This is a genomic window from Streptomyces sp. NPDC043996, assembly GCF_056435225.1.
This window is the reverse complement of record NZ_JBWKEY010000004.1, coordinates 402,973-419,940: the sequence shown is the minus strand read 5'-3', so window position 1 is coordinate 419,940 and position 16,968 is coordinate 402,973. Positions and strand designations below refer to the sequence as shown.

General features: G+C 71.7%; 21 protein-coding genes. 8 read left to right on the top strand and 13 right to left on the bottom strand.

Annotated features, from left to right (window positions below; genetic code table 11):
* Window positions 1–28 precede the first annotated feature (28 nt).
* Window positions 29–481: a MerR family transcriptional regulator gene (locus AC07A4_RS12710; RefSeq protein WP_478596753.1), complete on the bottom strand. Its 453-nt coding sequence runs from the start codon at window positions 479–481 to the stop codon at window positions 29–31.
* 95 nt (window positions 482–576) lie between these two features.
* On the opposite strand from AC07A4_RS12710, the gene AC07A4_RS12705 reads away from it, so the two are divergent.
* The 5 genes from AC07A4_RS12705 (at window position 577) to AC07A4_RS12685 (ending at window position 4,491) form a co-directional block, all read left to right on the top strand.
* Window positions 577–1,404 (top strand): oxidoreductase, encoded by an 828-nt coding sequence (locus AC07A4_RS12705; RefSeq protein ID WP_478596751.1) that lies wholly within the window; start codon window positions 577–579, stop codon window positions 1,402–1,404.
* Window positions 1,405–1,517: 113 nt separating this feature from the next.
* Entirely contained in the window at window positions 1,518–1,964 is a 447-nt protein-coding gene (locus tag AC07A4_RS12700; protein ID WP_478596749.1) for a nitroreductase family deazaflavin-dependent oxidoreductase, read from the top strand.
* Window positions 1,965–2,219: 255 nt separating this feature from the next.
* Window positions 2,220–3,179, top strand: a complete 960-nt coding sequence (locus tag AC07A4_RS12695) for a DMT family protein (RefSeq protein ID WP_478596747.1) — start codon at window positions 2,220–2,222, stop codon at window positions 3,177–3,179.
* A gap of 94 nt (window positions 3,180–3,273) precedes the next feature.
* On the top strand, window positions 3,274–3,657 hold the full coding sequence (locus tag AC07A4_RS12690) for a cupin domain-containing protein (RefSeq protein ID WP_478596745.1): 384 nt from the start codon (window positions 3,274–3,276) through the stop codon (window positions 3,655–3,657).
* Window positions 3,658–3,801: 144 nt separating this feature from the next.
* Window positions 3,802–4,491, top strand: coding sequence for a hypothetical protein (locus tag AC07A4_RS12685; protein ID WP_478596742.1), 690 nt, complete (start codon window positions 3,802–3,804; stop codon window positions 4,489–4,491).
* 38 nt (window positions 4,492–4,529) lie between these two features.
* Here AC07A4_RS12685 and AC07A4_RS12680 read toward each other — a convergent pair whose 3' ends face one another.
* The 5 genes from AC07A4_RS12680 to AC07A4_RS12660 all read right to left on the bottom strand — a co-directional run bounded on the left by AC07A4_RS12680 (window position 4,530) and on the right by AC07A4_RS12660 (window position 7,471).
* On the bottom strand, window positions 4,530–4,763 hold the full coding sequence (locus AC07A4_RS12680) for a helix-turn-helix domain-containing protein (RefSeq protein WP_478596740.1): 234 nt from the start codon (window positions 4,761–4,763) through the stop codon (window positions 4,530–4,532).
* Window positions 4,763–5,314, bottom strand: coding sequence for a DUF2975 domain-containing protein (locus AC07A4_RS12675; RefSeq protein ID WP_478596737.1), 552 nt, complete (start codon window positions 5,312–5,314; stop codon window positions 4,763–4,765). The genes AC07A4_RS12680 and AC07A4_RS12675 overlap by 1 nt, the downstream gene beginning before the upstream one ends.
* A 141-nt stretch (window positions 5,315–5,455) precedes the next feature.
* Window positions 5,456–6,004, bottom strand: coding sequence for a GNAT family N-acetyltransferase (locus AC07A4_RS12670; protein ID WP_478596735.1), 549 nt, complete (start codon window positions 6,002–6,004; stop codon window positions 5,456–5,458).
* 120 nt (window positions 6,005–6,124) lie between these two features.
* Window positions 6,125–6,430 (bottom strand): hypothetical protein, encoded by a 306-nt coding sequence (locus AC07A4_RS12665; protein WP_478596733.1) that lies wholly within the window; start codon window positions 6,428–6,430, stop codon window positions 6,125–6,127.
* A 39-nt stretch (window positions 6,431–6,469) separates the two neighbouring features.
* Complete coding sequence (locus AC07A4_RS12660) at window positions 6,470–7,471, bottom strand: AraC-like ligand-binding domain-containing protein (protein WP_478596731.1); 1,002 nt, start codon at window positions 7,469–7,471, stop codon at window positions 6,470–6,472.
* A gap of 290 nt (window positions 7,472–7,761) precedes the next feature.
* On the opposite strand from AC07A4_RS12660, the gene AC07A4_RS12655 reads away from it, so the two are divergent.
* The gene (locus AC07A4_RS12655; RefSeq protein ID WP_478596729.1) at window positions 7,762–8,292 is read left to right on the top strand and encodes a DUF3592 domain-containing protein; all 531 of its coding nucleotides are present in this window, start codon (window positions 7,762–7,764) and stop codon (window positions 8,290–8,292) included.
* A gap of 4 nt (window positions 8,293–8,296) precedes the next feature.
* Here the strand turns inward: AC07A4_RS12655 and AC07A4_RS12650 are convergent, their stop codons facing one another.
* The 4 genes from AC07A4_RS12650 to AC07A4_RS12635 form a co-directional block, all read right to left on the bottom strand.
* Window positions 8,297–8,815: a lytic polysaccharide monooxygenase auxiliary activity family 9 protein gene (locus AC07A4_RS12650; protein WP_478596727.1), complete on the bottom strand. Its 519-nt coding sequence runs from the start codon at window positions 8,813–8,815 to the stop codon at window positions 8,297–8,299.
* 123 nt (window positions 8,816–8,938) lie between these two features.
* The gene (locus AC07A4_RS12645) at window positions 8,939–9,586 is read right to left on the bottom strand and encodes a DUF4360 domain-containing protein (RefSeq protein WP_478596725.1); all 648 of its coding nucleotides are present in this window, start codon (window positions 9,584–9,586) and stop codon (window positions 8,939–8,941) included.
* Between the two features lie 233 nt (window positions 9,587–9,819).
* On the bottom strand, window positions 9,820–11,100 hold the full coding sequence (locus tag AC07A4_RS12640) for a cytochrome P450 (protein ID WP_478596722.1): 1,281 nt from the start codon (window positions 11,098–11,100) through the stop codon (window positions 9,820–9,822).
* 104 nt (window positions 11,101–11,204) lie between these two features.
* Window positions 11,205–12,584, bottom strand: coding sequence for a glutamine synthetase family protein (locus tag AC07A4_RS12635; RefSeq protein WP_478596719.1), 1,380 nt, complete (start codon window positions 12,582–12,584; stop codon window positions 11,205–11,207).
* 215 nt (window positions 12,585–12,799) lie between these two features.
* Between AC07A4_RS12635 and AC07A4_RS12630 the strand changes: the two genes are divergently transcribed.
* Window positions 12,800–13,615, top strand: coding sequence for an acetoacetate decarboxylase family protein (locus AC07A4_RS12630; RefSeq protein ID WP_478596717.1), 816 nt, complete (start codon window positions 12,800–12,802; stop codon window positions 13,613–13,615).
* A gap of 110 nt (window positions 13,616–13,725) precedes the next feature.
* On the opposite strand, the gene AC07A4_RS12625 is transcribed toward AC07A4_RS12630, so the two are convergent.
* Window positions 13,726–14,274: a DUF1062 domain-containing protein gene (locus AC07A4_RS12625; protein WP_478596714.1), complete on the bottom strand. Its 549-nt coding sequence runs from the start codon at window positions 14,272–14,274 to the stop codon at window positions 13,726–13,728.
* Between the two features lie 254 nt (window positions 14,275–14,528).
* Window positions 14,529–15,347, bottom strand: coding sequence for an SDR family NAD(P)-dependent oxidoreductase (locus AC07A4_RS12620; protein WP_478596712.1), 819 nt, complete (start codon window positions 15,345–15,347; stop codon window positions 14,529–14,531).
* Window positions 15,348–15,566: 219 nt separating this feature from the next.
* Here AC07A4_RS12620 and AC07A4_RS12615 point away from each other — a divergent pair, with 219 nt between their 5' ends.
* A complete protein-coding gene (locus AC07A4_RS12615; RefSeq protein WP_478596710.1) occupies window positions 15,567–16,142 on the top strand; it encodes a MarR family winged helix-turn-helix transcriptional regulator in 576 nt (191 codons plus the stop codon).
* A gap of 17 nt (window positions 16,143–16,159) precedes the next feature.
* On the opposite strand, the gene AC07A4_RS12610 is transcribed toward AC07A4_RS12615, so the two are convergent.
* Window positions 16,160–16,951: a gamma-glutamyl-gamma-aminobutyrate hydrolase family protein gene (locus tag AC07A4_RS12610; RefSeq protein ID WP_478597502.1), complete on the bottom strand. Its 792-nt coding sequence runs from the start codon at window positions 16,949–16,951 to the stop codon at window positions 16,160–16,162.
* Between the last annotated feature and the right edge of the window lie 17 nt (window positions 16,952–16,968).

Sequence of the window (16,968 nt, the reverse complement as noted above, 5' to 3'; positions counted from 1 at the left end):
ATTGCCCGGGCCCCGCACCCGCCGCGCATCACGACCCCTCTGGCGGGTGGCACTCCTGTGGGGCGCTGGACCGTGCGGCGACGGGACGGGCCGGGTTCCAGAGCCGGTCGGCCTCACCGCGAGCGAGGTGGTCCTCGTAGACGCGCACCTTGTACCGCATCACATCGAGGGTGTCCTGGAGCTCGCGGATGCGCGTCTCCACCTGGGTCGCGTGCAGGCGCAGCAGCTCAAGGCGTTCGTGTTCGTTGCCCGGGCCCTGCCGGACCAGCTCGATGTACTGCCGGATCATCGCCAGGGACATGCCGGAGGAGCGCAGCTTCGTGCAGATGGCCAGCCACTCCAGGTCTTCCTCGTGATAGACCCGGCGGCCGTTGGACAGGCGCCGCACCGGGTTGGCGAACAGGCCCTCCCGCTCGTAGAACCGCAGCGCGTGCACGCTCAGCCCGCTGCGTTGTGCCACCTCACCGATGCTCAGGTCCATGAGCTCTTCTCCCTCGGCCAGCTGTTGATCTAGACCCGACTCTAGGTTCTAGCGTCGAGCCGTGGGCCCGTCGGGCCGTCAGAACAGGGGAGAACATGGGCGTGTGGCTGGTCACCGGGGCATCGCGCGGGCTTGGCGCGGCGATCACCCGGGAGGCGCTGGAGCGAGGACACCGCGTGATCGCGACGGCGAGGGACGCGGCAGCGGTGCTCCGGGCGTATCCGCACGAGCCGGACGGACTGCTGGCCGTGGACGCGGACGTGACCGAGCCGGAGCAGCTGAGGGCGGCGGTGGCGGCGGGACTCGCGGCGTTCGGCCGGATCGACGTCGTGGCCAACAACGCCGGGTACGGCCTCGTGGGCGCGATCGAGGAGACATCGGATGACACGGTCCGGGCGCTGTTCGACGTGAACGTCTTCGGCGTGCTCAACACCCTGCGGGCGACCCTGCCGACGTTGCGCGCCCAGGGCTCCGGCCACGTCCTGAACATCGGCTCCGTGGGCGGCTTCGCCACCGCGCCCGCGGTCGGTCTCTATGGCGCGTCGAAGTTCGCCCTCGAAGGCGTCTCCGAGGCGCTGCACGGCGAACTGGCCCCGCTCGGCGTCCGCGTCACGATCGTGGAGCCGGGCGGGTTCCGCACCGACTTCCTCAGCGGGTCGAGTCTGCGCGTCGAACCGGCCTCCATCGCCGACTACGCCGTCGGCGCGGGACCGGTGCGCGAGGCACTGGCCGAGAACGACGGCCGCCAGCCGGGCGATCCGCGGAAGGCGGCGAAAGCCATCGTCGACATCACCGAGGTCCCCGAGCCGCCGCTGCGCCTGCAACTGGGCGCGGACGCGGTCCAGCGCGTCGAGGCGAAGCTGGACCTGGTGCGCCGCGAACTCGACCAGTGGCGCCACGTGGCGCTCTCCACCGGATCCTGAGCGGCCATCCGCTCACCACCGGGTCACGCCGGGGATGAATCCTCTCTCCGCTCGTGTTGAACCTCACGGCACAGTCCGTACACGACGTCCGTACACGACGATGGGTGGGCCCGATGTCCCTTGAAGGTGAGTACGAGCCGAGTCCGGCGCAGTGGGTGCGCGAGCAGGTCGAGCTGTACGAGAGCTCGGGCGGCACCCAGGGAACGACGCTCTGGGACACGGGCCTGCCCGTCGTCATCCTCACGACGCGCGGCGCGAAGAGCGGCAAGATCCGCAAGATCCCGTTGATGCGCGTGGAGCACGAGGGGCGGTACGCGGCCGTGGCCTCCAAGGGCGGCTTCCCGCGGCACCCGGTCTGGTACTTCAACATCGTGTCCGACCCGCACGTGGAGCTCCAGGACGGGGCCGTGCGCCAGGAGATGACGGCCCGCGAGATCACCGGGGACGAGAAGGCCGAGTGGTGGGAGCGCGCGGTCGCCGCGTTTCCGCCGTACGCCGAGTACCAGGAGAAGACCGACCGCGTGATCCCCGTCTTCCTGCTGGAGCCCGTGCGCGGGTAGGGCTCGATACGGCGCCGTCATCGGCGTGTGGTGCGACGGCTCCGGCCGCCGGGTGATCGTCGCCTGGCGGCCGGAGCCGTGTCGGTGTCACGGCCCCGCCAGCAGTGCGGTGCGCGGGGTGGTGGCCGCCGCGCTCCGCCCTGGGCTGCGGTTTCGTCAGTGGACGGCACCGGTGAGGCAACGTCCGGACGCTGTGGCGCATCTACTACGCGGGGGTGCCCGCTCGGCCCTCCTCGTACGTGAACGGAGCTTTTAGTGATCATCGGCCTCCTGACGGCTGTCGCGGCCTCGGCCTGCTACGGCACGGGATCGGTCCTGCAAGCCGTGGGATCCCGCAAGTCCGCCCGTCGGGAGGCGGCCGCGGCGTCCACCACCGGCACCACGCAGCACGGCGGTCCGAGCCTGTCGTCCACCGCCAAGGCGGCCATGACCTGGGAGTTCATGGTCGGTACTGTCCTTGACTTCGTGGGCTTCGCCCTGGGCGCGCTGGCCGCCCGGCTGCTTCCGCTGTTCCTCTCGCAGACCGTGATCAGCGCCAATCTGGTGATCACCGCGCTCCTCGGCATCAAGCTCCTCGGCATCAAGCTGACCCGTGCCGAGTGGCGCTCCATCGGTGTCGTCTGCGCCTCGCTGATCATGCTGGCCACGGCGGCCGGGGCGGAGGGCGAGAGCCGGGGCTCCCACGCGGCGCACTGGTGGCTGCTCGCGGTCACGGTGCTGCTGATGGGCGGTGGCACGCTGCTGGTGCGCCGACTCGGCTCGCGCGGTGCCATCACCGCCGGTCTCCTGTCGGGCCTGGGCTTCGGCGCCATCGGCGTGGGAGTACGCGTCCTTGACGGGGTGGACCCCTTCGACCCGCTGGCCCTGGTGGCCGACCCCGCCCTGTACGCCATCCTCATCGCCGGCGCCATCGGCATGTACCTGCACACCGTCGCCCTCCAGATCGGATCGGTCAACGGCGCCACGGCGGCGCTGGTCGTGGGGGAGACGATCCTGCCGGGCATCCTCGGGGTGCTGTGGCTCGGTGACTCCTCACGCCCGGGATTCCTATGGCTCGCGATCACCGGCTTCGTCCTGGCCGTCGCCGGAGCCGTGGCAGTCGCCTGGTACGGCAAACCGGAGAGCGCGGCCACACACGGACCCGCCGCCGACGACGGGCCCCGCCTCCAGGACAAGGACCTCGTGAGCACCGGACGGGCAGGCGCCGCCGAGTGATCCACACCCCCGGTCCTGGCTGGCCGGAAGCCGCCCCAAGGGTGGGCCAGGGGCACTGTCGTGTCCACGAGGGCGGCTGTTAGCCTCCGGCCTCGTGAGGGACACCGTGTACGTGGGGAACGCCGGCAAGGACGCGGCACTGGACCGGGGGTGGCTGCTCGGGCACTTCAGGGACGCCGGCGATCCGCGCCACAGCGACGACGTAGAGATCAAATGGGGTGTTCATCCGCCCGGGGACGAGCGGGCGCGGTGGGTGAAGGGCGAGGAGCGCACGGCTCTCCTGGTCCTCATCAGCGGGCGTTTCCGCGTCGAACTCCCCGGCCGGAGTGTGCTGCTGGAGGAGCAGGGCGACTACGTCGTGTGGGGGCGCGGGACCGACCACTCATGGCGCGCGGAGGAGGAGTCGGTGGTGCTGACCGTGCGCTGGCCGTCCGTGCCCGGCTACGCGGTGCCGGAGGCGAGCACGCCGGAGCGATGAGCACAGGCGCTCAGGATGCCCCGCCACTGGGTGCCCGTGCCGACCTCGAAGCGCACGCCGTCGATCAGCCGGCGCCGTGTTCGGTCATTTCCGCCGTGCGCGGGCCGGTGGCGCTACGGTCCTAGGCGATCCGGGGGAGGGGCGATGCCGACGACGGTAGTGGGCTATCGGCTGGGCAACGGGACGTGGCAGGCCACCGTGCTGGTCACGGAGACGGGGCGGCTGCACCTCGCCACCGGGGTGTACGGGCAGCTCGGCAAGGTCTCCCGGCCGCGCATGCCGGTCGGTGTGCACCCCGTCCACGCGAGGGTGATGGACCTGCGCCGACGGCATGCCACGTACCTGTCTCGCGGCTACGAAGAGGTGCTGATCCCGCCCGCCTGCGTGCGCCTCGCGGCCGCGGAGCCGCCGCTGACCGACGAATGGCCCCAGCGCACGGATCCGGCGGCCCCGGACCTGGTGGGCGAGTTCGCCGGTGCGGCCCCCACCAAGCCCCAGGTCCTGGAGGACGCCGTACACGACTTCTACACGGCGATCGGCGTGCCCACCCGCCCCCGCGGCCCCGTCAGCGCCCCGCGCCGGGCGCCCGCCGCCCTGACGCCCCGCGCCGCCGAACTGCGGCGCCTCTTGACCAGCGGCACGTGCGTCACCGGGTCCTCGCGCGCCACGGGGTACGCGGTCAGCGCGGACGGCGTACGGCTGTACGGCTCCCGCCGCGGCGCGCCCCTGAGCCGTGACGACGTCGTCGAACTGCGGGCGGCGCTCACCGCGTGGCTCACCCTGCCGAGGTCCGGCCCGCAGCAGGCGGGCGGGCAGTCGCAGGGAGATGCCTGAGGTTCCCTGCCGCGCGCTCCCAGGCCGGTGGCGACCGGCTAGGTCGGCTCGGCCGGGTCGTGGGTGATGAGGTCCCCCGGCTGGCACTGGAGGACGTCGCAGATCCTCGACAGGGTCGAGAAGCGGATGGCCTTCGCCCGGCCGTTCTTGAGGACCGACAGGTTGACCACGGTGATGCCCACCCGCGCGGCCAGTTCGGTGAGCGTCATGCCGCGCTCGGCGAGGACCCGGTCGAGATGGATCCTGATCGTGTGGAGTTCCTCTTCGGGCATCAGATGGTCCCTTCGAGGTCCTCTCGCATCCGCATGCCCTCACGCATGATCTTGCCCATGATGACCGCGGCGAGACCGGCGAGGATGAGCACCTGCGGTCCGGAGACCGTCGGTCCGGAGCCCACGATCGGTGCCATGCTCGCGACGAGCCAGGAGTGCGACCAGCCGACGACGAGCCCGGCCACCGGTGTGCCGACGGCGACGAACCAGCCGAGGGTGGAGAGCCGCCGCGACACCTTCTCGGTGAACGGCCCCTCCTCCTGGACGGCCGTGAACAGCCGTGAGAACAGCAGCAGCGCGAGGCAGCCGACCAGGAGCCAGGGCAGTGTCCCGCCGAGGTCGGCGGCGCGCTGGCCCGTGGACGGGCTGTCCTGGCAGAGGCGTGTGGCCATGCTGGACGCCTTCACGCCCTCGCTGATCGGCAGCTCGCCCTCCAGCGTGGCGTTGGCCCAGAAGCCCGTCCGCACGCAGACCGCACCGTCGTCGAGCATGCGGGAGAGCCCCGTGCCGACGAAGACGAGCCCGGCGAGCACCGCCAGGACAAAGGTCACCGAGGACAGAGCTCTCGTAAGTCGCGTGTTCACCGCGTGCCTTCCTATCGATTTTCGATATGCCTCAAGGTAGGGGGCATATCGATATTCGACAAGTCCAGGCCCTCGGCGGGGCCGCGGCGAGGGCAGCGACGGGATCGGCTACGCGGTCTCGTTCGCGCCCACCGGGATCTCGAAGACGAGGTGGAGTCCGTCGCGCTCGTTCCCCGTCTCACGCACGCGCGTGAAGCCGAAGCCCGCGATGGTGGCCAGGGAGGCGGCGTTGTCGGAGCTGATCGTGGCCCGCACGGTCCTGACGCCGGGTTCGGAGGCGGCCCGGGCGAGGAGCGCCTTCAGCATGGCGCGGGCATAGCCCTGGCGGCGGTACTGGGGCACGACGGTGTAGCCGACCTCGACCACACCGGCGTCGTCCGGCGGCCCGTGGAACCCGGCGTCGCCGATCACGGTCCCGTCCGGCTCGGACACGGCGGCCCGTGTGATCCAGGGGGCGGCTGTGGGGTCCTTGGCGAGCTGCTCGGCGCGGTAGCCGAAGATCCAGCGGGCCCGCTCACCGACGAAGTGCTCGTCGAGCGCGACCCCGGCCGCGGCGCTGCCACCGTCGAGGTCCCCGTCGGCGAGCGCCCGCAGCGCCTCGGCACCGAGCTCGACGAAGCGGACGCGCTTGGGGAGGGAGAGAAGTTCGTTGGTCATCGCGGAGATGCTGACCCGGCACGGCGAAGGTGTCCACCGTTTTACGAGGTCAGACCACGGTGCCCGGCCCGGCCGGGCCTACTCGGGGCAGGCTGCGCCGACCCCCTCGCGAGGCCGAGGTCAAGCCGGTTCCTCCACGAGCCCGAAGCCTTCGGGGAAGCCTTCCAGGAACTCCCGCCGAGCCGGATCCGTCTCCTCCGCGGCCATCGCCGCCACCAGTTCCAGGAACTCGCTCCGCTGCTCCTCCGACAGCAGGCTCACGAGGTGGGCGACGTTCTCAAGGACCTTGACGGCGTCGTCCGGATCCATCTGTTCGTCCTCGCAGCCGTCGATGAACCAGAGGACATCGACCAAGGCCTCCGCCAGCGCACGGGTCAAGGACGGGTACGTCGTCATCAGCGTGTTCTCCCGGTACGGCGAAGCCATGAGGTCTGGCCATCCCACCACAGGCCACGGTCGGCACCGTCATCGAACCCTCGCAGGGCCGCTGGTCGGCCGTCGCGTCGTCGAGCGGTACTCGCCCGGTGTGATGCCGTACTCCCTCCTGAAGGTGCGGCTGAAGGCCGCGGCGTTGGTGAAGCCCCAGCGTGCCGCGATGGTGTGGATCGGCTGTGCCGCGTAGCGGTCGGAGGTGAGGTCGGTGCGGCAGCGGTGCAGGCGGCGGCGTCGGATGGTGGCCGCCACCGTGTGGTCGCGGCCGCGGAACAGCCAGTGCAGGGTGCGTACCGAGAGGTGGTGGTGCGCGGCGATCGCCGCCGGAGTGAGGTGCGGGTCGCCGAGGTTGGCGTCGATGAAGGCGTCGATGCGGGCGAGCCGCATCCGGTCGTGGGACTCGGGCGGCACCCGGTCGTGGACGTCGGCCCAGTGCCCGAGGAACGCGGTGGCGAGTTCCCAGGTCGCGACGCCTACCCGGGCGGCGGCATGGCCCTCCAAGTGGGATGCCTCCTCGGCGACGCTGAGGAGGTGGCGGGCGAGGATGCCCGCCATGCCGGTGCGGCCGGGCACGGCGTTCGCCAGCAGGTGGTCCACCTTGGCCGTGGGCAGGGGGAGTTCGGTGCGCGGCAGGTGCAGGATGATGGCCTTGGAGATGCCGTTGTGCGAACCGGCGAGACCACGCCCGTCGAAGGGCGACGAGGTGCTCCACAGGACCAGGTCACCGGCCGCCATTCTGGCCTCGTTGCGGGCCTGGGAGATCCACATCTCGGTGCCGAGGATCAGCGTGAGCTGGTAGTCCTCGGGGTCGGAGTACCGGATGAGCGCGGGGGTGCGCTCCGACCTGATGGCGGGAAACGACATGGCGGTGAGCCGTACCGCCCCGAGCTGCGCGATACCGGCTGTGGCCGGGAAGTCCCCGGCGCGGTCGGTGGTGATCCGGGTGGGCGCGACGTCCTGCTGGATCAGGTCGCGCCACCATTCGAATCGGTGCTCCGGCTCCACCACGGCACTGTGCAACACGGTCAGACTCATAGACTCGACCCCCGTTGAGCACTGGTGACAACTGCGTTCCTGCCAGCCTCACCAGCACAGGGCCGTGCCGACAAGCGACCGCCCGGCCGATCAGTGGCGGCGGGCGCCGTTTTCTGAGGTTCCCCTGAGGATCTTGGCCATCCTCCATGGGTAGGTTCTGCGCACGCCGTACGTGACCACTACGGCGTACACGCGGTGTCGCGCGATGGCGCGCGATGTGCGGAACCCAGCGGGACTTACGAGACCTAGCACGATTTGCGGGACCTAGCGGGATTCATCGGGGGGCTCTTATGGATGTTCTGTTCAACCTTGCCTTCATCGTGCCGGGGCTCATGGCCTGCTTGGCCATCGCCGGAGCGGTCACCATCCTCAGACGCTCGGCCTGGTTGTGGCGTGCGTGGCACAGCGGAGTGACCGCCGAGGCGCGCTGTCTGCGCACCTACACGACGACCTCGAGCCACGGCGGCGACAGCCACCACGTGTCCACGACCCTGCATCACGTCTACGAGTTCGTCACGCGTGACGGCCGCGCGGTGCGCTTCGAGGAGGAGGACGGCCCGGGGACCGTCCTCGAGGGCGACATCGTGACCGTGTACTACGCCCCCGAGCGGCCCGACCGGGCGACCGCGCACGCGCCGCGCCCGCTCGCGAACGCGGCGACCACGATCTTCATGCTCTGCTTCCTGGGCGTGGTGATCGTGTTCTGCGTCTACTTGGCCCTGGGCGTGGCGGTCTTCCAGGACGGCTTCGGCTGGGGTGCCGTCGAGGACGACCCGGGCGGCGAATTGCCCGCGGACGCGGTGTGGGAAGAGTCCGACTAGGGCCCTACCCCCGGATGTTCACATCGACGCAGGCGTAGAACGCGTTGGCCGTGTCGGCGATGTTCCAGACCGCGAGGACCTTGTGCTGCCCCCGGAGGGTGCCGAAGTTGACGGGGTGGCGGACGAACTGGGGCGGCTGTGCGCCGCCCTGGTCGAACTCGGCGACCTTCTGGGAGCCCACGAAGTACTGCCAGGTGGTCGTGGAGTGCTGGGCGGTCAGCTGCCAGGTGAAGGTGGTGGAGGCGGCGACGCTGTGGACGGTCCAGCCCTTGGTGTCGTCGTCCAGGTCCGCGAACTGGGCGTTGCCGCCGCTGCAGCTCTTGAGGCCCTTGGGCCCTTCGACGGCATCGGGCTCCCACTTGATGGGGCCGCACTCCAGGCTTCCGTTGAAGCACTGGTCCTGCCGGCTGGCGGGTGAGGTCACCCAGCCGTGTGCCTGGGCGGGGTTGGCCGGGAGACTGACGGTGATGAGCGGTGCGAGGCCCAGGACGAGGGCGAAGGCCAGACCGCGTGGCGTTCGCATGACCATCCCTTCCGTGGTGATCGGTGACAGGAGTGCGGGTGGCGGGACGCCGGCGCCGGTGCCGCGGGAGGCCCCACCCGGAAGGTGGGGCCTCCCTCGTACTCCGCGCGCGGCAGTCACGTTCTACGAGTTCGCGCAGTGCTTCCAGGCGAAGTGGTAGACGCTGCTGGCCTTGGCGTCAGTGGAGTCCATGGCCATGAAGCTGGTTCTGCCGGGGTCCGAGGTGCCGAGCAGGACGCGGAGTTCGGTGTTGATGTTCAGGTTTCGCTTGGAGCCGCAGGGGACCCAGTCCAGGTCCTCCCAGGGGGTGGTGTCGGTGGCTTGCCAGTTGTCGGCGTACGGGCCGCGCCACCGGTGGGTGCCGGAGGTGGTGCTGGGTGAGCCCTGGAAGTAGTAGGAGGCCTTCTCCACTCCCTGGACGCCGGACTGGAGCGAGGCGTAGCCGCGGTAGTCCGCGGACGCGATGGCGTAGGTGTAGTCGACCGGGGCGTGGACGATGAGGCTGAGCTGGCAGTTCTTGCGGAAGTCGGTGGGGTCGGTCTGGTTGCCCGCGCTGGCGAGGTAGTCGCTGTAGGTGACGGTGAAGGCGGAGTTGTCGGGGGCCGGGGCGACGGCCGCGGTGCCGCGGGGGCAGCCGGAGCCGTTGATGGTGGCGACTTCGATGCTGATCCTGTCGGGGGGAGCGGGGACGTCTTCGGTGGTGCTGGATGGAGCCAGAGTCATGGCGAACAGCGCGGTGAGCGCGCCAGTCGCGAGGAGTCCACTGGCCATGGTGTTCCTCTCGCGTTGGGTGGTGCGCGAGTCCTGAACGGTGGTGCGAGCGGTTTCAGGAGGGGGTGCATGCGCCCACGAGGGTGCTGGTGGGGGATGCGGGGCGGGCGGGTGTTGGGGATGAGCGGGCCGCCCGCTGACTGAGGGCCTCAGGCGACAGGAATGGTACGAACCAAGAAGGCTGCCGCCAAGGGCAAGTTCAGCCATGCGTGGCGGCGGGAGGGCGTGCGCGCTCAGTGCGCCAGCGTGACGTCCACCGGCAGCTCCTTGATGCCGTTGACGAAGTTGGAGCGGACGCGGCGCGGCGAGCCGGTGAGGCGGATGTCGGCCAGGCGGGGCAGGAGCTCCTCGAACATGACGCGCAGTTCGAGGCGGGCCAGCGAACTGCCCAGGCAGAAGTGCGGGCCGCCCTTGCCGAACGCGAGGTGGTCGGTGGCGCGGCGGGTGACGTCGAAGCGGTAGGGGTCGTCGAAGACGGTTTCGTCGCGGTTGCCCGAGGCGAACCACAGGACGACCTTGTCGCCCGCCGCGATCCGCGTGCCGCCCAGTTCGGTGGCGCGTGTGGCGGTGCGCCGGAAGTGGTAGACGGGTGAGGCCCAGCGCAGGAACTCCTCTACGGCACCCGGCATCAGGGAGGGGTCCCCGCGCAGCAGCTCCCGCTGCTCCGGGTGGTCGATCAGGGCGAGCATGGCGTGGGAAATGGCGTGCCGGGTCGTCTCGTTGCCCGCGACGACGAGGAGCAGGAAGTAGTTGTCGAAGTCCCGCGCCGACAGCGGTACCCCGTCGCTCGGCGGCTGGTTGACGAGACGGCTGACCAGGTCGTCGCCGTCGCCGCCGGTGCGCCGTGCGGCCAGCTCCCGCCCGTACGCGAAGACCTCACGTGCCGCGGGGCTGCGGAAGGGCAGATCGCGGTAGCGTTCGCTCTCCTCGCTGTCGAGCAGGACGTCCGCGTAGTCGGGGTCGGTGTTGCCGATGATGCGGTTGCCCCAGTCGATGAGGCGCTGGGTGTCCTCCTGGGGGACGCCCAGCATGCGGGCGAGGACGTTGATGGGGAAGTCGGCCGCGATCTCCTGGACGAAGTCGAAGGTGCCCTTGGCGAGCGCGGCGTCGAGGGTCCGCGCGGTAAGGCCGCGCAGGAACACCTCGTACGTGGCGACGGCGCGCGGGGTGAACCGCCGTTGCAGCAGCCTGCGCAGGGCGCGGTGGCGGGTCCCGTCGGTCTCCATGAGGGAACGGCGGATCTCGCGGTGCTCCTCGTCGACTTCTTCGAGGTTGGTGAACTCCGTGGACGTGTACGTCTCGGGGTCGCTGCCCGCGCGCACGATGTCGGCGTGCCGGGTGACGGCCCAGAAGCCGCGGTGCGGCGCGGGCTCCGGCTGCCAGTGGACGGGGGCTTCGCGGCGCAGGGTGTCGAACATCCGCCAGGGCAGCTCGCCGTCGGTGAAGTTGTCGTGATCGGCCAGGTCGACCGCGTCGAGGGGCAGCGGTTCGCAGGGCGCGGAGGCGAGGTCCATGGGCGGTCGTCCTTCGAAGCGGGCGGGCGGAGGAGAGGAGGAGGCGGCGGTGACGGGAGGGGGGGAACGGAGGGAAACGGGGGTACGGCCCGCGTGGCGTGGCGTCATGTGAGGAAGGCGTACTCCGTGAACTCCCAGTCGGTGACGTACCGCTGGAACCGTTCGATCTCGTCGCGCTTGTACGCGAGGAAGGAGCGGGTGAAGTCGGTGCCGAGGACCTCGGTGAGCTCCGTGTCGCCCTCCAGCGCGTCGAGGGCTTCGCCGAGCGTGCGCGGCAGTCGCGCCGCGGTGCCTTCCCGGTAGCCGTAGCCGTGCAGGGGCGCGGGTGGCTCCCGCTTCTGGCGCAGGCCGAGCCCCACGGCCGCGATCGTGCCCGCGACGGCGAGGTAGGGGTTGGCCGTGGCGTCCCCGAGGCGCAGTTCCAGGCGGGTGCCGAGGCCGCGCTCGGGCGGTACGCGGAGCATCGCGCTGCGGTTGTCGAGGCCCCAGTCGATCAGCCAGGGGGCGAGGGTGTCGGGGCCGAAGCGCTTGTAGGAGTTGACGGTCGGGTTGAGGAGCGCGGTGAGCGCGGGCGCGTGGGCGAGGACTCCGGCGATCGCGTGCCGCGCGGCGGCGGAGAGGCCGTGCGCGTCGCCGTCGTGGTGGCCCTCGAAGACGTTGCGGCCGTCCGCGTCCACCATCGACAGGTGCAGATGGAAGCCGGAGCCGCCCTCTTGGTTGAAGGGCCTGGCCATGAAGGTGGCGAGGCGTCCTTCCCGGCGCGCGATCTCCTTGACGGCCGACTTGAAGAGGAACGCGCGGTCGGCGGCGTCGAGTGCCGCGGAGTAGTCGAGGTTGATCTCGAACTGGCCGCTGTCGAACTCGCGGTTCCCGGCCGTCGCGCCAACCTTCAGGTCCCGCAACTGCCGCAGCGTGCGCAGCAGATGCCCGTCGGGGTCGCCCCGCCGCCCCGCGCTGTAGACATTGCCCTGGCCCTGCCCGTACGGTGCCCAGCCGGTCGCGGCCCGCTCGTCGCGCTCGCACAGGTAGTACTCCAGCTCCGGGCCGATCAGCGGGGTGAGTTCCGTGCCGCTCCAGCGGAGGACGCCGCGCAGCAGGTCGCGTGGGGATTCGGGGGCGGGGCCGCCCGTCGCCGGGTCCAGGGGATCGCCCAGGCACCAGGCGACACCGGGCTCCCAGGGCAGATCGCGCAGGGTGTCCAGGTCGGGCCGGACCGAGATGTCCGGCATCCCCGCCGACAGGCCTCCGGGCATGGGGACGGTGTCGCTCTGGGGGCTGGTGTGGTAGACCGCGCGGCAGAACGCGAGGCCGTGCTCCGTGGCGCTCGGCAGGTGGTCGAGGAGGACGTCGCGGGCGCGGTCGGCGCCGAGCAGATCGGGGTAGACGACGCGCACCACGTCGATGTCGCGTGCGCGCAGTTCCGCGACGGCTCGATGGACGGGGTCCGGGCCTTGGTCGCTGTGTGCCGGGCTGACTTCGCTCACCCTGTCCAGCCTTCCTGCGGGGCTTGTGCGCGGGCTCACCGGAGGTATCGTTTGGGGTCAAACAATAGGGAGGCGGGTGGGCGTTGCGCAAGGGGGAGGTGCGTGAGGGGGTGGCGCGCCGGCGGCGCGTTCCCGCCGGTCGTGACAACTCGGGGGCGACGGCATAACGTACGGGCCCAAACGAGCAAGTGAGCGGCGAGCCCGAGGAGTGTGCTGTGCCCACCGTGCCGACCGGCCGTACCGTACGAGGGTTCTTTCCCCCCAAGACCGCCACCGGGCGGGCGTCGCTGATCCCGGCACCGCCCTGGTACTACTCGGGTGACCTGCTCACCATCGAATACCGCACCGATCCCGCGCGGGTACGCGAACTCCTCCCCGAGCCGCTCGCCCTCGCGGACGACGACCCGGGCGCCGTCGCGCTGATCTGGGCGGACTGGCAGTCCTGCGGGGCGGGCAAGGAGGAACTGCTGGACCCGGTGCGCGGCCAGTACAAGGAGTGCTTCGCGGTCGTGCGCTGCGGCTACCGGGGCCGGACCTACTCGCGCTGCGCGCACATCTGGGTCGACAAGGACTTCGCCCTCGCCCGCGGCATCCACCAGGGGTACCCGAAGAAGCTCGGCTCCATCCATCTGACCAGGCCGCATCCGTACGGCCCCGCGCCCCGCGTCGAGCCCGGCGCCGTCTTCGGCGCGACGCTCGCGGCGGGGGACCGGCGCCTGGCGCAGGCGGTCGTCACGCTGCGCGAGCCGTCGCCGACGGGCGGCTTCGTGAACGCGCACCCGATGGCCCACCACCGCTGGCTGCCCGCGATCGACGGCAAGGGGCTCGCCCTGGACGAGCTCGTCGAGAGCGGAGCCGCGTCCTTCGAGGGAGGGCAGGCATGGGCGGCGGACGCGACGCTGGACCTCTTCGAGTCGCCCACGGAGGAGCTGGCGGCCCTCGCGGTGGAAGAGCCGATCGGGGCCTACTACCGCCAGGTCGGCGTGTGTTGGGACGGCGGGACGGTGCTGGAGCGGGGCGGCGGGGCGTAGCAGCCGGAGCGGAGGCGGCGGCTCAGGGCCTGTCCGGCGGATGCCGCCGGACAGGCCCTGAGCCCAGCAGGTCCCCCGGGGCCGGGCCTGGGCCCGGTCGCGGGGCGGGCTCAGCACTTGAGCGTGAAGGTGAAGTCGCCGGTCAGCTTGCCGGTCAGCCGGACCGCCGAGACGATCTTCCCCTCCGTGATGAGCCGCTCTACTTCGGCCCCCGACAGGCCGCAGCCGTCGGCGATGAGCCGTACGGGCCGGACGGGGATCCGTGCCGCGAAGTGGACCGAGACGTCGATGACCTCGCGGTCCAGGTGACCGGATCCGCCGGTGTCGAGGCGCCAGGCGTCCGTCCAGTCCAGGGCGATGCGATTGCGGCGCAGCACGGCCGGATCCTGGAGCAGTTCGGCGGCCAGGCCGAGGTCGTTCTCGTGCAGCCGGTCCAGCAGACCGGGCCGTACGGAACGGACGTTGACCCGCTCCAGGAGCGGGAGCTTCGCAGTGTCCCCGCAGCCCTCGCAGAGCACGAGGAGCCAGGCGTCGATGAGCTTGTGGTGGGCGTTGACACGGAACTTGCCGTTCGCCCGGAAGCGATCGGACGCGCACGCGTGGCAACGGCGGAGGACGAGAGGCAGGCAGGTGGGCATGACCACCCAGCGGTTGAGCACAGAAGTACACCGGTTTCAGTGAGAAGTCCGCAGCATGAAGCGGCGCGGCGCACGGGTGCGACGCGCGACCAGACAGCGCTCGGGAGGTCTCACACGGTGTACAACAGCACGTCCTTGCCTAGGCGACTCGGTCCGGCAGCACGGTACGGGCGCACGACGGCGCGGATCCACTGGTTTTCGCGCGCCCGGACGCGCGCCCGGACGCGCGCCCGGACGCGCTCCCAGACCCGGCACGCGCTCCGCCGGACAGGGGCTCAGGTCCGGGGGCTCACGGTGAACTCGAAGGGCACGTACCCGGCGTCGACCACGGTCGTGCCGCCGTCCACCGTCAGCGTGGCCCCGTTGACATAGGACGACCGGGGCCCGAGCAGCCACAGCACGGCGTCCGCGACCTCCTCGGCGCGCGCCGGGCGCCGCTGCGGGACCAGCGCCGTGATCCGCTCGTACGCCGCGTCCAAGGAGATCCCGTCGCCGAACTGCCGCATCTCCTCGTCGCCCATCTCGGTCCGGGTCCAGCCCGGGCAGACCGTGTTGGCGCGTACGCCGTGCGGGCCGAACTCCGCCGCGATGGCGCTGGTCAGCATCCCGGCGCCCGCCTTGGACGCGGCATAGGCGCCCGCGCCCGCCGGGGCCCGCAGCCCCGCGATCGAGCCGACCGTGACGAACGCGCCCCGCGCGGCGACGAGATGGGGGAGGGCCGCGCGCGCGAGCAGGAACACGGAGGTGAGGTTGGTGCGCAGCGTGGCGTCCCAGTCGTCGTCGCTGAGTTCGAGCAGGCCGCCGGGGCGCACGACCCCGGCGTTGGCGACGACGCCGTCGAGGCGGCCGTGGTCCCGGACCACGTCCGCGACCAGCGCGTCGACCTGGCCGCGCACGGTCACGTCGGCGACGTAGGGCGTCGCCCCGCACCGGTCCGCGACCTCGCGCAGCGCGTCGGCGCGCCGCGCGCACACGGCGACACGCGCTCCCTCCTCTGCGCCGCGCACGGCGACGGCCGCGCCGATGCCGCTGCTGGCCCCGGCCACGAGCAGGACGCGTCGGCCGGAGGGGTGGGTCTTGCTCTGCTGGCTCACGGGGAAACTCCCTGTCGCGAGAGGGCGGTTCGGTGGACGTGCTGTTCGGCGGCGGTCCTTGGGCAGGGAAGGAGGGGGCGGGCCGGGGAGGGGCGGGTTATCGTTTGAGCCCGTAAGGATCTCGGCCCGTAAGGATCGCGTACGGGAGCAGTCGTACGGAAGTGGAAGGACCCCGGCCGGGATCGCGGGGGCGGCGAGAGAGAAGCGGGAGAACACGACGTGACGGGGCACCGTTCCATCCGGGAGACCGAGAAGGCCGTCCAGGCCAAGCTGGGCGACACACCGATCCAGCACGTACAGATGGTCGCGGTGGCGAACATCTACCGCGCCGCCGCGGCGGTGCGCCAGCACTTCGAGAACTCCGTGCTGCGCTCCGCCGAACTGACCTGGACCTCGTTCGTCGTGCTGTGGGTCGTGTGGATCTGGGGCGAGACCGAGACCCGCCATGTGGCGGAGGAGGCGGGCATCTCCAAGGGCACCCTGACGGGCGTGGCCCGCACGCTCCAGAACCGGGGTCTGCTCGAACGCAACGGCCACCCCACCGACGGACGCCTCGCGCTGCTGCGCCTGACGGACGAGGGCGAGCGGCTGATGGCCGAGGTCTTCCCCGCCTTCAACGCGGAGGAGGTCTTCGTCGCCGACCGGCTGACCGACGAGGAGTGCGAGACGCTGGCCGGGCTCCTGCGGAAGATCGTGACGCAGACGGAGGAGAACGGGGAGGAGCGGCGCCTGGCCCTCCTCGACGGCGCCGACCCCCGGCCGCGGCGCAGCGGACGCCGTCCCTCGCGCGGCTGAGGCAGCGGCCGCGCCGGTCAGGGGAGCCGCCCGGCGCTGGCGCCGACCAGGGCGTCGAACAGGCCCTGCTGGCCGGGGTCCGAGGCGGCCGTGTCCTCGGGGTGCCACTGGACGGCCGCGAACCACGCGCGGCGGCCCGGCAGTTCGAGGGCCTCGACGGTGCCGTCAGCGGCGCGCCCGGTGACCGCGAGGCCTGCGCCGATGCGGTCCGCGCACTGGTGGTGGTAGCACGAGACCTCCACGCGTCCGGCGGCCCCCGCCACCGCTGCGGCCGTCGCTGGCGCCGTCCGTGTCGCGGCCGCGACCGCCGACCCCGCCGCGAGCGCGACGTGGTGGACGCGATGCCGGTGGTCGCCGTCCTCGCCGCCCATGTCCTGGCGGAGCGAACCGCCCAGGGCGACGTTGACGATCTGGAGCCCGCGGCACACGGCGAGCAGGGGAAGGCCGCTCGCCAGCGCGTGCCGGGCGACCGCGAGGTCGAACGCGTCCTGCTCCGCGTCGACGTCGTAGACCCGGGTGTGGACCTCGGCGCCGCTGGCGTACAGGCCCGGCGCCACGTCGCCGCCCCCGGGCAGCAGGACCCCGTCGCAGCGCGCGAGGCGCTCGGCCGCCTCCCGTGGCGGGCCCGGAAGCATCATGAACGGCTCACCGCCCGCGCGCAGGACGGCGTCCGCAAGCGCCCGCGCCGTCACCACCGCGCCATAGCGCAGCGCCGACGCGGTGGCGGAGAAGCGCTGGGGGAGGGCGATGAGGGGACGCGCGCCGGGGCGCGGCCAGGCGCCGGGGGAGCGGCGGGGACCGGTGTGGATGCCGTGGCGCAGGGCGG